This window comes from Vibrio palustris, assembly GCF_024346995.1.
GTDB classification, from domain to species: domain Bacteria; phylum Pseudomonadota; class Gammaproteobacteria; order Enterobacterales; family Vibrionaceae; genus Vibrio; species Vibrio palustris.
On sequence record NZ_AP024887.1, the window covers coordinates 1,927,358 to 1,942,477 of the forward strand.

A 15,120-nucleotide genomic window follows, 5' to 3' on the forward strand; every position below is an offset into this window, starting at 1 on the left:
AAAAACCATGAGGGGGCAATTGAACTTGCCCCCTATACGATGACTTCTAAGTAATTAACGACGATTAGCAATCGCGTCTAACTTATCAATTAGCTGGGTTTCTTTCTCTATTTCTGTAATTCTTTCCTGAGCCTCTTGGGCTTGTTGAATATCTTTTTCAGCTACTTGTGCAATATTTTTCGAATCGGCCGACATCGTATTGAGTTCACCACTGAACTGTTGTGAGTCGGTTTCCACCTGAGTAAGCACTTGGCTAATACTCTCAATGCCTTTGCTAATCTCGCTGATAGCTTTAGTGACATCTTCAATCGTATTACCTGTTTCATGCACACTTTTTTGAGTGCGCTTAGATAAAGCACGTACTTCATCCGCCACCACAGCAAAACCTCGCCCAGCTTCGCCTGCACGAGCCGCTTCAATTGCCGCGTTGAGAGCCAGTAAGTTTGTCTGGTCGGCAATACCACTGATCGACTGGATAATATTAACGATACGATCCGCGCTCTCTTTTAGATGCCCCATACCTTGCACTAAATTTTCACGTTCAGCTTGCTGCTGATGAATTTGCGTCATAAATTGTGAAAACTGAGTTGCTAAAGTGGCTTGCTGCCCAGCCGCCGTCGCAGAATGCGAGGCGCTACTCTCAAGCTGCTCAATCGCGCCCTGTAGCATTGGATTAATATGACTCATATGTTCAATAACATTACGTTGTAATGAACTTATTTTTCTTTCGCCCACCAACTTCATTTGCATGTAATAGCTAATAAATGAGGCTAAATGAAAGCTAAAGTTATCCGCATACTCATCACGGAATGTGTCATTCTCTCCCACTTTAAAAAACGCAATGGCTGTCACGGTTTGGTTTTGGTGTAATCCTAAAAACTCACCGAAAGTTGAAAAGCCGGATAAGCAGACACCTTTAAACGTATCTACTTTGGATAAACTCTCCGGATTATTCAAGCGACGTAAAATACAATCATTTAGCAGCATCGCCACAGGTTTAGACGGTTTGTCTGCGAGAAATTTATGATAGTCCTGTGTCGTTGACTGCACAAAATCCTTTGCTTTCACCAAAAATAAACGCTCACCAAATCCCAAGTCACTAAACATCGCAAGTGAACCATCATCTTGCACCGTACCGACAGAGCGTATAAACAACTCATTACCAACCTGAACGCCAAACGAGTATTTATTAAGTTTTGACTCTACCTCTTTTGGTGAGCACTTAAAGTACTGGCATAACCATTCAACGGGGGTTTGTAGCTGTAATTGCTCATTGAGGACCGAATGCAATGTCCGGGTAAATGGATTAAAATCAACAATATCAAATCCGTGGCCTGTATTATCAAAGTTATGACTTTTCATAATTCCATAACGATAACCCTTAGCGATTTTGGCAAAGCACATGATCACACTGCCCGTTTTCATCTCGCCATTAACAGACACAGGTGCATGCTTAAAATCTAATTTTCCCCCTGCACTGCCACCGATGAAGTAACAAGGAAACATTTTCGATTCATACATGGCTTTCGTAAAGAAGTCTTCACTGCCTATCGCCCCATCAAAGTACGTTAACGACACGGTATCGTGGCTATCAATAAAAAAAGGGACCTTAACTTTCTTAAGTTCTGTAATGATTTTTTGTACGCGGTGTTCCGATTGAGTATAGAGACTGCCACTACCTTGTTTATCTTGATTAAATAATGGCACAGTATGAATAGATAACTGGCTAAATAACCGAGTAGAAAAAGCATGTACAATGACACGATCCCAACTGCTTGGGGCGTCATGATACAGCTTGCCATCCTTATCTCCACCACCCAACTCACCAGCGGTCATCACACCAATAACCTGTTTGGCAAAAGGCATAGCACTATTAAGTTTACGATTGACTTCAGTAAAATCACAGTGCGGGGAAATATACGCTAACACCAAAGCTGTCCCACCCACTAACTCACAATCAGATAATGTCTGTGTATTAATTTCATTACTTTTGAGTGTTTTAGTTAGGGTCACAGCGCATTCGGCATCTGATTTCGGACCTTGTGACTTTGTTTTGAAAAACATAGTGAGCCTCTTTTTATCGCGAGTTTCATATTGAAACATCTTAAAAATCGATAAATTAAATAAAAATAAATAGAATAATTAATGAAAACGAGCCTTGAATAAACAGCAAGCACTAATTAAATACACGCTGATATTAACGTATTTTAGATGAGAATTAGTCATCTGTAAGGCGTTTTTACTATTCTATTTGTCTATTTTTTCTATGCTCACATTCCTATCACTCAAACAAAAAACCGGCTTATTGCCGGTTTTTTCAAGATAATAAGACACCATCGTCAAGTGGTTAACTCTGCGCTTTATCATGGTCTAACGGCTTTTTCGCCCAATAACCAGCTAACACTGAACCAGATAAATTATGCCATACAGAGAAAATCGTGCCGGCGACCGCAGACGCTGGCGTGAAAAACTTCATAGCAAGTGCAGTGGCGAGTCCAGAATTTTGCAACCCGACTTCAAAAGCCACTGTGCGGCAAGTTTTTTTCTCAAACCCCAGAAAACGACACACCCAAAAACCGAGTGTTAGCCCTACACTATTATGAATAATGACAGCGAGGGCGACAATTGGACCAATCTGAGTAAGTTGCGAAGCATTTAGCGCCACCACTATCGCAATAATTGTCACAATCGCGAGCATAGATACGAGTGGTAGAATATCGTCCATTTTGGCCGTAACGGAATGAAAATACACATTGACGATAACACCAATAGCGACGGGAACAAGTACGATTTTGACTAAGCTAAGCAGCATACCTGCAACTGGCACATCGACACTTTTTCCTGCCAACACCGCGACTAATAATGGCGTGATCAATACGCCCACCAATGTAGAAATAGCAGTCATTGTAATAGAAAGCGCCACATCTCCTTTAGCGAGATAACACATCACATTAGAAGAGGTTCCTCCTGCCACACTCCCAACTAATACCATGCCGACAGTCAGCACAGGGTCAAAACCTAATAGTGTACTCACCATTAACGCGGTCAATGGCATAACACTAAATTGCAGCACTAATCCCGCGCCAATAGCACGCTTATTTTTCACCACATTTAGGAAATCGGCTGGGCGTAGCGTCAGTCCCATCGCCAGCATAATCACGACGAGTAAAGGGACAATTCCAGCTTTCAGGCTCGTAAACCATTCTGGCTGCCAAAAAGCACATAATGAGCATAACACTGCCCATACAGGGAAGAGATTCGTTAATTTTTTAAGCATGATACATTCCTTTGTCATCCTGCGTATCACATAACAGTGATAAATTTTATTATATGTTCATTCACCGTTACGCAGAACGTGTTCTTTATTATGTTTTAATAAACCGTTTATACATAGGTTAAATATAGTGTTCTCTATCAACAGCAGTCCATAACTGTTTTTACCTCGTCCATAGTGAACACCGCTTAGCCTAACGGTTTTCTGCTAACTTGCCTATAGATTGAACAAATAAGTCGTTAGAATTTATCGATATAAATAAAAAGGCCAGCATTTGCTGGCCTTTCAATAAACACATCAATGAGCATGTTTCTTCACGATTGTTGTGATCTTATTTTGCTTCACCTACAGGTAAAATCGTACGACCATATTCGTTATTTAGTACGGTAGCCATCGCAAAGTAAATGGCGCTTAAACCACAGAAAATACCTTCATAACCGGCAATTTTCCCAAGCATATGACTTCCCGTAAAGTGCTCAGCAGCAAGTAATGCAAATAGGATGGTAAGAGAACCAAATACCACTTGTTTCGCTTTCGGGTAACGCAGAGAACCAATAAACATAAACCCGGTAAAGATCCCCCACAATGCGAGATAACATCCCATGAATCCTGGAGGTGTCGCAGCTAAGCCCATTTTTGGCATCACAATAAGACCAACTAAAGATAGCCAGAATAAACCGTAAGAAGTAAACGCAGTAGTACCAAATGTATCACCACGCTTAAAACACATCATGCCGACCAATACTTGGCCTAAACCACCATAAAAGATCCCCATTGCTAAGATCATAGAATCTAAAGGAAAAAAGCCCGCATTATGAATATTAAGTAATACGGTCGTCATCCCGAACCCCATCAACCCTAGTGGTGCTGGATTCGCTAATTTTGTCGACATTCAAATACCCTGAATAATAGAAATATATATAGAAATAAAGCGCGGATTGTAAAGAAGCGAGATCGAAAAGATAGACAGTAAAAATGAAATATAAGATCCCATACAAATGGTCTATAATATACAACCATCCGCCACAAAGAGTAAGCTTCAGTCAGTGTCTATCTTAGCCTTAAACCAGCTACAGCACTGCAACGTACTTTATCCACTTTTTTGATTGAAAAAATACCAGCGTTAGAGGCTTTAAAACGATTGAAAGTGGCCAACCAACTTAAAAGCGTATGTCCATACTCGTCCAAAATAGTGTTAACAACCATCGATTTGATATAGAGAAACTTGATTTCGTCCATTCGCTTTCGATTGATATAACGCTTTATCTGCATTAGCTAAAATCTCATCAAAAGTCTGTTGCGTATTGGTTTCTACCATAGCGACCCCAATCGATATCGTCACGGGCCCATAAATCGGTGTCCAGTTAGCAACGACAATTTTTTCAACATTGCGACGTAAATTTTCAGCGACTCGTTGTGCTCCTTCTTGTGAGGTATCAGGTAAAATAATGGCAAACTCCTCCCCTCCTACACGCGCGATAATATCAACTTCACGTAGAGATGAGTTGAGCACTTGGCTAAGTTGTATGAGGACCTGATCTCCCATCGCATGTCCGGCTTTATCATTAATTTTTTTGAAAAAATCAACATCAAGCATCAATACTGACAACGATGTACCGGAGCGTTTTAAGCGAGCCATTTCATGATTAGCCGCATCAAAAAACACACGGCGATTAAATAACCCAGTCAGAGAGTCGGTTGTCGCTGCTTGATGAAGCTTTTCCTCATCAAGCCGGCGTTTATGATCAACTTTTTCGACAACAAGCGCAGAAATACCCACCATAATCATAATAAACCAGCACACGCCAACCACAAACACACCAAATAAACTCCCTTGTGGCGCAACGGTTAGTTTAACTATGAAATAGCCAATAACAACCGGAAAAATATAGCCAGTCACGAACTGAAAACGAGCCACTTTACCACCGATATGTGGACTCAATAACGCATGAACTAGGCCTTTATCTGCCGTTAACGCCACCGTTGCCACAGAAAGCGCAAAACCAGCGGTCGCAGTGAACAACGACATTTGTCCATAAAACTTAGTCAGCCCATAGGTATAACCCAAAATGGTAATCAACGGCATAGAAACCGCAATGGTCGCAATCATCTGTGAGAACACATATTTTTTAAAGTTATATGCCACTATCGAACTAGAGATAAACAGCAACATTAATGCGGTATTTCCTCCCATATAATTACTTTTACCTGTTTGCAATTCTCTTAATACATCACTGAGAAATGGCGTAATATATTGCGAAAAATCAGACTGGTATACCACATCAGTCAGTCGAATAACGGTAAAGATAAAAGCAAGAAAGGCAAATAGATGGCGTTGTTTAATTTCTAAGGGGGTTTGCACGTTTTTATACAAAGAAAAACCAAGTAAAACAATAATTAGCGCAGTCAGTGGATGAGTGGCGGGGCCATTATCAATGGGACGATATAGTCCTTCTATTGAGCCGAAATATCCAGCAAGCGATATTATACCAAACAATACGGTAATCGCACCAAACGGGCGCACAAGAGACAGGACCTTATCGACAAGTTTCCAAGTATCGGTGACATCTTGCTTGCTGGAGTGATCCATATAATTAATGCTTCCATCAACATAACATAGAGAGAGATGAGTTGATTCTAGTCGTGAACATCACGCTTTGCCAAGCCTATAAAACAAATAAATTCAATAATTTATATTATAGAACTATCAACTAAATACTTAACAATCGTCACTGCCAGAACATTGAACGACGATAAGCCATAGTAAAGTGAGCAAAAACCTAAGGAGTAATAAACAAGTCAAAAAGCAGTCATAAACAACGCTCAGGATGGGCAATCGGTAGAAATACCTCATAAGAAGTCGGAGTTCCCCAGCATCAATCACGACTTATTAATAAGAGCTTTATGAAAAGTCATCACAAAAAATCAATTCATTAATTCTATAAAATATCGTGATACAGCTTGAGGATCATCCGCACTGCATATCGCAGAAACAAGCGCCAGACCATCAACGCCGGTGGCACAAAGTTCGGAAATATTATGTTCATTAATGCCGCCAATCGCAACGACAGGTAACGATGTCATGCTCACGGTTTTCTGCAGCCCTTCAACCCCCCAATACATGGTCGTATTAGTTTTGGTCTGAGTTGGAAAAATCGCACTTAACGCGATGTAATCGAGCGGCATCGTCTGTGCTTGAGTCAATTGTGCTTGCGTTTCTATGGATAGTCCGAGGATTTTATCTGCCCCCAAAAGCTGACGGGCGATGGTCACCGGCATGTCAGATTGACCTAAGTGCACGCCATCGGCATTCACCGCAAGCGCAACATCAACTCGGTCGTTAATAATTAGCGGCACGCCAGTGCCTTGCAGAATGTCTTTAATCGCTTGTGCCCGCTCAATAAAAGCGCGTACATTTCCATGCTTTTCTCGCACTTGGACTAATGTCACTCCCCCTTTTACCGCTTCACGGACCACATGCTTTAGTGTGGTGAGATCGAGCGTATCATCGGTGACCAAGTATAAACGGTATACGTTATTCATTGTATTTCCTTGCTCCCTTGCTCCCTTGCTTGCGATGACCCGTTCAACGTTCAACGCAAACAAGAGTGATAATATTGATAAACAATAGATGGCTCAGATGACTTGCAGTGTTAACCGTGTTTTTAAGGTTTCATCATTTAGTTGATATAACTCATCAAGCAACGTCATCTGTAAACTCCCCGGACCACGAGCTTGTTCGGCCGCCATTTCGCCAGCCACCCCAAGAACGGCAGCAGCTGCTACCCCTGAGGTATCACCTACTGCCGCAAAGGCGGCAGTCAATGCGGTCAGCGTACACCCCATCCCCGTAACATAAGGCATTAAAGCATGACCATTATTGAGTCTCACCGTATGAGTATGAGTCACAACATAATCAGCCTCGCCCGAGATAACGACACTCGCGTCATACTCTGTGACTAAAAAGCGTGCAGCGCTTACTGCAGAATCACTACTATTGAGTGCATCCACACCTTTACTCTTTGCCTGCTCACAGGCTAAGGCAATAATCTCTGACGCATTGCCACGAATAATGAGTTTTTTGGCCAAGCGAGCAATCTCTCGTGCGGTCGCAGTGCGCAATGAGCTGGCTCCACATCCTACCGGGTCTAACACCACGACTTTGTTATGAATATTGGCTTGTTCAACCGCAAAGCTCATCCGTGGTATCCAGTCACTATCTAGCGTACCTATGTTAATCACTAGCGCCCCAGCAAACGACATCATCTCTGCCATTTCTTGTTTTGAATGCGCCATAATCGGTGACGCGCCAATGGCAAGCAACGCATTCGCCGTATTATTCATCACGACAAAATTGGTAATATTCACCACTAGCGGTTTTTGCTCACGCACGGCTGTCAGCGCCTGCGTGATCTGCTCTACTAACATGGTCACTCCTCAACAGCCTTGTTTAACATCTAAACCTTGTTGCCAAAATGCGACTTCCATCCGAGTCGCAGTTTTAAACACTTCAATTAGGTTTTGACCACGCTGGCTATGAATATCGATTTCAGCCAACATCTGATTAAAATATTCCGCTCCTTTTGCCACACCACTCTGGAACTGTTCACCTGCGTATAAATGAATCCAGCTGCTATAAGGATTCCCTTCCAAGACAGTATGATCATCTTCCATCAGCTTTTTACCAATGACAGCATATCCAATTGAGCAGGGAGCAAACGCGGCATACAGATCAACTAAATCCCCTGCCATTCCGGCATCGAGCACATAGCGGGTATATGCAACCGTACCAAAATCTTCAACCTCGCTTTCGATGGTGGTTTCATCAATCCCCCATTCGGCACAATAAGCCGCGTGATGCGCAATTTCTCCGTCGAGCAGGCTGTAAATGGTTGGCAGAGCTTGACGCATATCACGTAACGTACGAGATTTATAAATCGCTAATGCGTAAGCTCGGGCACGCTGTTTTAGAAATAGAAAATCTTGTTTTAAATAATGCAGATAACAAGGCTGTGCTAACGTGCCTTGCGCAAGTTGCTGAACAAACGAGTGTTCGACATATTCATGCCAGTCGTCTTGGCATGCGTCGATAAGATCTTGATAGTTCATAATTCAATCCCTGTCCTTTAGTGAAAGATCGGCACATAGTTTTTGGCTTGTGGTAGCGTTTTAATCATCTTATGTGCGTATAAAAATTGGGCATAATCATCGTAACGTTTAAGATCAACGGCGGCTGGGCGCAGCGCAAAACGCGGCAGGGTATCTTTCCACGCACGTTTATTGAGTTCGTTATCTAAAGTATCAGGTGCATAAGCAACGAACTCTTGCCAAGACTTTTTAGGGTGGTTAATAATGTAAGTTGTTGCTTGCTGGATGGCGGCATTAAAAGCTTCGATTTTTTGCTGGTCGTATTTTTTCGCATTGGCCACAAACACCAATTCGTCATATGCAGGAATGCCATGTTCTTCTGGATAAAACGCCTTAGTTTTGTACCCTTCTAATGCTAATTGATTCGCTTCAAAATTACGGTATCCACCCGAAATAGCATCCACTTTTCCAGATGCGAGTGATGAAGACAATGCCCAACCCACATTAATGATTTTCACATCAGACACCGTTAAACCAGCATCGGCTAATATTGTTCCTACTGCGGCTTCTTCATTACCAGGATTCGAGATACCTATTTTTTTGCCTTTTAAATCGGCAATCGATGTAATCTTGCCATTATCTAAAACAAATACGGTATTAAGCGGTGTTGCAATTAATGTGGCCGAGCGAATAAGCGGCAAGCCAGCTGCGACATCAATAGTTAAATTAGGCTGATAGGACACCGCCATATCAACTTTGCCAGCCGCGACTAATTTAGAGGGAGTGCTAGGATCAGCCGGCTCTTGGATTTTTACATGCAAACCGTGTTGTTTAAAATAGCCACGTTCTTTGGCAATAATTATCGGGCCATGATTGGGGTTAACGAACCAATCTAACATCAGCGTCATGGTTTGTTGTGCGGCGATAGCGTGACTGGATACAACGGAAACGAGTAACGCCATAACACTAATTAATATTTGTTTCTTCACAAAAAATTCCTTTTCAATCAGTTCTAATTATTTTCCCAAGGGATCATTTTTTTCAAAAATTTATCGGTAATGAAATACAGTGCGATCGACACCGCGGCGAGAATAAATAACGCCGCAAACATCTCATCAATAATCATGCGAGCATTCGCTTGGATCATTAAATACCCCAAACCTTCACTTGAGCCGACCCATTCACCAACGACCGCACCAATAGGAGCAATGACCACCGCCACCCGTATTCCAGAAGCCAGCGTCGGTAAAGCCGCTGGCAACTGAATATGACGCAATAACTGCCACTTTGAGGCGCCCATGGTTTTGGCCAAATCTAAGTAGCCAGTTGGGGTATTACGTAACCCGTCATAGCAACATGTCGTCACAGGAAAGAAAATAATGATGGCTGAAATCACGACCTTAGAAGCAATGCCATAGCCTAACCACAGCATCAAAACCGGGGCGATGGCAAACACTGGAATCGCCTGACTGGCAATCAAGACTGGCAGTAACCAACGTTTAAGCGGCTTAAACATCAGCATCATCAAGGCAAACAGTAAGCCCATCGATAACCCAAGTCCTAAACCCAATAAAATCTCTTGTGCCGTCACCCAGGTATTTTTCAACAAAACATCATAACGGACGACGAGACGCTCAAGGACCGCCACTGGTGATGGCAAGATAAATCTAGGTATTGCAAACGCCATAACGACCAATTGCCATCCGCCGAATATAACGATAAGGCTAATCACCAAGCGCAGCGCTGGATAAGTAATAGGCTCTTTTTTACTCAAGCGTTGCGCTGCAGAGTTTGGTTGAGCTATCTCACTCATAATCTTTCTCCAATTGCTGCAAAATCATTTGCTGTAATTCCGCACATTCACCATTTATCACTCTCGGCGGTTTTGTCATAGGGACATCCAAACGCTGGGCTCGTGCTGGCGTGCCTTGCAATACATACAATTGATCCGCTAAACGCACCGCTTCCTGCGGGTCATGAGTAATCAGCATAACGGTCTTTTCTTTTAATAATTCAGCAGATAACGCCTGCAATTTATGACGAGTCACCGCATCAAGCGCCGAAAATGGCTCATCCATTAGCACTAGCGGCTTGTCTTGCATTAAGGTGCGTGCTAGCGCAACACGTTGACGCATGCCCCCGGAAAGTTGAGCAGGTTTAGCGTCGACATTGTCCGCTAACCCCACTTGTTCAAGCAGTGTTAGCGCACGTTGACGGTCTTGCTCTGAATGGGAGGGTGAAGCAGAAAAACGAGTACTAAGACAGACATTGTCCAATACATTTAACCATGGCAAGAGCAAATCTTGCTGCGCCATATAAGCGATATGCTCATGAACAACCATAGGCTGTTCTCGCCTGTGATTATGCGTAATATTAAGGTGCCCACTCCATTGTACTTGGTCTTCTAAAAGCCCAGCGAGATAACGTAACATTGTGGTTTTTCCACAGCCGCTACGCCCCAACATTACTGTCCATTGCTGGGCGGGAATAGTCATCGTAATCCCGGCAAGTACCGGTGTTTGGGTATCATTGTATTGCAACCCAGCGTTCACCAGCTCAATACCAAATGCTCTAGCGTACATACTCATGACCTGCAAAAAAATGATGTACTGGGCCGTGCCCACGCCCAATATTAAGCTCATCGGCATGAGCAAGAGTTGCACTGATATAGCGCTTTGCTAATACAACGGCTTGCGACAAGTCATGTCCTTGTGCCAAATAAGAAGCCATCGCGGAAGACAGCGTACATCCGGTACCATGAGTGTTGTTGGTGGCTATACGCTTGGCTCTAATAACCTCTGATGATGTCGGTAAAATCAATACATCGTTGCTGTTTTCATCCGCTTCTAAATGTCCGCCTTTCAACAAGACAGCCTTTGCGCCTAACGCACGCAGATCGTCAATCATATCGTTCATTTCTACTTCTGATTGCGGTACTGGCCGTCCCGTTAATGTGGCACCTTCTGGCAAATTGGGGGTGATAATGTCGGCAAGTGGGATGAGTTTGTTTTTCAAGGAACTGATTGCCGCTTGTTCGAGTAATAAATCGCCGCTGGTTGCAACCATTACGGGATCAATCACCAAATGCTTAGGTTGATATTGTTGTATTTTATCGGCAACAACTTGGATAATGTTTGCATCCGCGAGCATACCAATTTTCACCGCGACAATATTGAGATCGGTAAACACGGCATCGAGCTGACTGGCAACGTGCGCTAAAGGAATAGGAAAAATCGCCGAAACGCCTTGAGTATTTTGCGAGGTGATCGCCGTAATTACCGAGCAGCCAAAACTGCCGGTCGCCGACATCGCTTTTATATCTGCTTGGATCCCAGCACCGCCACCACTATCTGATCCTGCGATAGTCAAAACCACAGGAATAGTATGTGAATTGGTAACTTGTGTTGTTTGCTGTTTTGATTGTGCCATAGTCATTCCTATTACAGGCGTAACAGGAACTAACAACTTTGGCCATGCTAAGAAGGATCGGAGATCGGACTGGCAAAAAAATTAACTGGATGAAACCCGCTAATGTCAAAGTGCAAATAGTTCCCTACGCCAGTGCTAACTGAATCAGGTTCTGCGGGTCTCGAGTATTCGATCTCAGCCAATACAATGTGCACTGGCCCCCCGACTATTACGCCAAAAGAATAACAGGAGACATGCCAAAAAGGTATGTCTTTTTTTCTTAAATTAGTGTGCTGATTGATTTATGCGAGAACGGTAACGCTTTCATAATTCGATGAATTAAGAAAAACCATTCAACGTTACGGTAGCTCAGTATCATCGAGGCAGACACCAAAAAGGTTACCGTTTGCACAGTGCGCTATAGACGCTCCTATCCAACGGTAACCTAGGTTATAGATTAAACTGGGCTTGGCTGTTCAGGTCACCGATTATTGTGACAACAAACAACCGCGGTAAAACTAAGCCGAAAGCTCTTGTCTCAGAATCTCAACACCAGCATGTAGTGCTTTCATTTTATCGCGTGCTACTTGACGTGACAGTGGTGCCATACCGCAGTTCGTACAAGGGTACAGTTTATCTGCATCAACGTATTTCAACGCTTCACGCAAGGTCGCGGCGACTTCTTCTGGCGTCTCAATGACATCAGTTGCCACATCAATCGCCCCCACCATGACTTTTTTGCCGCGCACCAATTCCATTAATTCCATAGGCACATGCGAGTTGTGGCATTCAAGCGAAATAATATCGATATTGGATTGTTGCAACTTAGGGAAAACTTCTTCGTATTGGCGCCACTCATTTCCAAGAGTTTTCTTCCAATCTGTATTGGCTTTAATGCCGTAACCATAACAAATATGCACTGCAGTTTCGCATTTAAGCCCTTCGATGGCTCGTTCTAGCGTGGCAATTCCCCAATCATTGACATCGTCAAAAAACACATTAAACGCTGGCTCATCAAACTGAATAATATCGACTCCTGCCGCTTCTAGTTCCTTGGCCTCTTGGTTAAGAATTTTAGCAAATTCCCAAGCCAGTTTTTCACGACTCTTATAGTGACCATCATACAAGGTATCAATCATGGTCATTGGGCCTGGCAATGCCCATTTAATTGGTTGATCGGTTTGTTGACGCAAGAATTTCGCATCGTCCACAAACACCGGTTTTTGACGTGATACTTCCCCTACTACAGAAGGCACGCTCGCTTCATAGCGATTGCGAATAGTGACAGTCTGGCGATTTTCGAAATCCACACCATTAAGGTGCTCAATAAACGTAGTTACAAAATGCTGGCGAGTCTGTTCGCCGTCACTCACAATATCGATACCGGCTCGTTGCTGTTCATGCAGCCCAACACGCAATGCATCTTGTTTACCATCAATCAGTTCTTGACCTTCCAGTTTCCAGGGAGACCACAGTACTTCGGGTTGTGCTAGCCAAGTGGGTTTCGGTAAACTGCCAGCTGTTGAAGTCGGAAATAATTTAGTCATAATATAAGCCATTGTAAATTCAATTAATTATTAAGCGCAGTCCGCTACGTACTGTTCAAGAAATGCTTGATAAGGTTTAATGAAGTTCGCTTCAACAAACTTGCCTTGCTCGATCGCCAATTGACTACGCTCTTCACGGTCATAAACAATATCAGTCAGTGAATGATCGGGATTTTTTAAATTCGGCTGATAACGCTCACCGGCCACACTGTGAGTATTATAAATCTCAGGACGGTAAATTCTTTGGAACGTTTCCATGGTACTGATCGTGCTAATCAGCTCTAAATTTGTGTAATCATTAAGTAAGTCACCAAAGAAGAAAAATGCGAATGGCGCTTTACTGTTTTTAGGCATGAAGTAGCGAACTTGTAAGCCCATCTTCTTAAAGTATTGTTCTGTTAATGACGATTCGTTCGGCTCATACTCAAAGCCTAAAATAGGATGATGGTTCTCAGTGCGTTGGTAAATTTTACTATCAGACACGCTCAAGCAAATCACTGGTCGTTTAGAAAAGTTTTCTTTATACACATCTGAATTCACCAATGACTGGAAGATTCGACCATGCAACACCCCAAAGTCATCTGGAATGGTGAACGTCTCTTTATTCTTGTTATGCTCTGGTAGTAACACACTGAAATCATAATCACGCACATAAGACGAAAAGTTATTCCCCACAATACCTTCAATACGCTGATTGGTTTTACGATCGACAATGTAAGTTTTCAATACTTCAATCGATGGGAAAACTTCGCTGCACCCTTCCAGATCCATATCCGCCGAGATAATCTCTAACTCAACGCCGTAACGATCACCGTGCGGGTTATCCCAAGAGGCTAACTCATTAAAACGTGCGTCAATCATGTCTAAAGCATTACGTAAATTCTGCTGGCGGTGCTCGCCACGTGCCAAGTTAGCAAAGTTCGTCGTGGTACGTGTGTTGGTGGCAGGATGATAATTTTCATCAAGAGTGATACTTCTGATTGTAAATGCAAATTCTGTCTTCATAGCGATCTGGTATCCGTAGTCTGAGATAAAACGTAAGTTTTGATGCCTATTTCATCTCAGTATTTCTTAAAACAACCTGACTGAGATTGAGCGGTATATCGATTTAAGTGATGTCTTGACTATATTTATAGCGATAACTCTGAACGAAGAACAATGTTATTACTTAATATGCTGCATGAAGAATATTCATGATAGAAGTTTAGATGGCTATTTATACGTGAATAGAGAGGCATACGTACCTGTACTGGCCGTCGCGATCTATAGGTTAAGGGTAAAATTGTCACGTTTGACCACACCTCATTAACCATCGATGCCGAGCGATTAAACAAGCGAGTTAAATACGCTTTCATTTCCTGTGATTTAACATTTTAAATACTGATGCTATTTTCCCCGAGCACACCATATTTTTTAGGGCAGGTATGAGTAAATAAACCAATACATTGGACTCCAGCGGCATCGGCTAAGTGTAATGGGCCAGTATCGCACGATAAAAACTCTGTGGTGTTTTTTAGAAAGCTCCCCAGCGCACGCATATTGTTATTTTGGTAAGTTAAGCTATTGGAGATAAGTGAGCTTTTAATGTCTGGACTTAATATTTCAATCCACTGGATCGAGACTGGGCTATAGCTTTGAATCGTATCGAGAATTTCTCGCCATTGCTGGTCATTGAGTTTCTTCGCTCCTCGCGACCCTCGGAAAAATGCGATCGTCGGCTCATGACTACGGCAAAGTAATTGTTTTTCAACAATACCTTCCGCTAATTCCTTATCCGTAAATGCCATTGTATGGTTTACTCGA

Annotated in this window: 14 protein-coding genes and 1 riboswitch; all 14 genes read right to left on the reverse strand. The window is 42.8% G+C overall.

Annotated features, from left to right (window positions below; genetic code table 11):
- Positions 1 to 54: 54 nt before the first annotated feature.
- Positions 55 to 2,064, reverse strand: a complete 2,010-nt coding sequence (locus OCU30_RS09025) for a methyl-accepting chemotaxis protein (protein WP_159439089.1) — start codon at positions 2,062 to 2,064, stop codon at positions 55 to 57.
- Positions 2,065 to 2,347: 283 nt separating this feature from the next.
- Positions 2,348 to 3,277, reverse strand: a complete 930-nt coding sequence (locus OCU30_RS09030) for a bile acid:sodium symporter family protein (RefSeq protein WP_077312013.1) — start codon at positions 3,275 to 3,277, stop codon at positions 2,348 to 2,350.
- A gap of 328 nt (positions 3,278 to 3,605) precedes the next feature.
- Positions 3,606 to 4,166 carry an acetate uptake transporter gene (locus tag OCU30_RS09035; protein ID WP_077312011.1) on the reverse strand — a complete coding sequence of 187 codons (561 nt, stop codon included), beginning with the start codon at positions 4,164 to 4,166 and terminating at the stop codon, positions 3,606 to 3,608.
- Positions 4,167 to 4,469: 303 nt separating this feature from the next.
- Complete coding sequence (locus tag OCU30_RS09040; protein ID WP_077312009.1) at positions 4,470 to 5,864, reverse strand: GGDEF domain-containing protein; 1,395 nt, start codon at positions 5,862 to 5,864, stop codon at positions 4,470 to 4,472.
- A gap of 335 nt (positions 5,865 to 6,199) precedes the next feature.
- Entirely contained in the window at positions 6,200 to 6,817 is a 618-nt protein-coding gene (gene thiE / locus OCU30_RS09045; protein WP_077312007.1) for a thiamine phosphate synthase, read from the reverse strand.
- Positions 6,818 to 6,910: 93 nt separating this feature from the next.
- A complete protein-coding gene (gene thiM, locus OCU30_RS09050) occupies positions 6,911 to 7,702 on the reverse strand; it encodes a hydroxyethylthiazole kinase (protein ID WP_077312005.1) in 792 nt (263 codons plus the stop codon).
- A gap of 9 nt (positions 7,703 to 7,711) precedes the next feature.
- Positions 7,712 to 8,383: a TenA family protein gene (locus OCU30_RS09055; RefSeq protein WP_077312003.1), complete on the reverse strand. Its 672-nt coding sequence runs from the start codon at positions 8,381 to 8,383 to the stop codon at positions 7,712 to 7,714.
- A gap of 17 nt (positions 8,384 to 8,400) precedes the next feature.
- Positions 8,401 to 9,324: an ABC transporter substrate-binding protein gene (locus OCU30_RS09060; protein WP_420856683.1), complete on the reverse strand. Its 924-nt coding sequence runs from the start codon at positions 9,322 to 9,324 to the stop codon at positions 8,401 to 8,403.
- 50 nt (positions 9,325 to 9,374) lie between these two features.
- Positions 9,375 to 10,175 (reverse strand): ABC transporter permease, encoded by an 801-nt coding sequence (locus OCU30_RS09065; protein WP_077311998.1) that lies wholly within the window; start codon positions 10,173 to 10,175, stop codon positions 9,375 to 9,377.
- Positions 10,168 to 10,944, reverse strand: a complete 777-nt coding sequence (locus tag OCU30_RS09070; protein WP_077311996.1) for an ABC transporter ATP-binding protein — start codon at positions 10,942 to 10,944, stop codon at positions 10,168 to 10,170. The genes OCU30_RS09065 and OCU30_RS09070 overlap by 8 nt, the downstream gene beginning before the upstream one ends.
- Positions 10,934 to 11,791 (reverse strand): bifunctional hydroxymethylpyrimidine kinase/phosphomethylpyrimidine kinase, encoded by an 858-nt coding sequence (gene thiD, locus OCU30_RS09075; protein ID WP_077311994.1) that lies wholly within the window; start codon positions 11,789 to 11,791, stop codon positions 10,934 to 10,936. The genes OCU30_RS09070 and thiD overlap by 11 nt, the downstream gene beginning before the upstream one ends.
- Positions 11,792 to 11,895: 104 nt before the next feature.
- A riboswitch (TPP riboswitch) is annotated at positions 11,896 to 12,005 on the reverse strand.
- A gap of 283 nt (positions 12,006 to 12,288) precedes the next feature.
- The gene (locus OCU30_RS09080; RefSeq protein ID WP_077313614.1) at positions 12,289 to 13,317 is read right to left on the reverse strand and encodes a methionine synthase; all 1,029 of its coding nucleotides are present in this window, start codon (positions 13,315 to 13,317) and stop codon (positions 12,289 to 12,291) included.
- A gap of 30 nt (positions 13,318 to 13,347) precedes the next feature.
- Entirely contained in the window at positions 13,348 to 14,322 is a 975-nt protein-coding gene (locus tag OCU30_RS09085) for a DUF1852 domain-containing protein (protein ID WP_077311992.1), read from the reverse strand.
- Between the two features lie 368 nt (positions 14,323 to 14,690).
- The gene (locus tag OCU30_RS09090; protein ID WP_077311990.1) at positions 14,691 to 15,104 is read right to left on the reverse strand and encodes a glycosyltransferase family 9 protein; all 414 of its coding nucleotides are present in this window, start codon (positions 15,102 to 15,104) and stop codon (positions 14,691 to 14,693) included.
- Positions 15,105 to 15,120 lie beyond the last annotated feature (16 nt).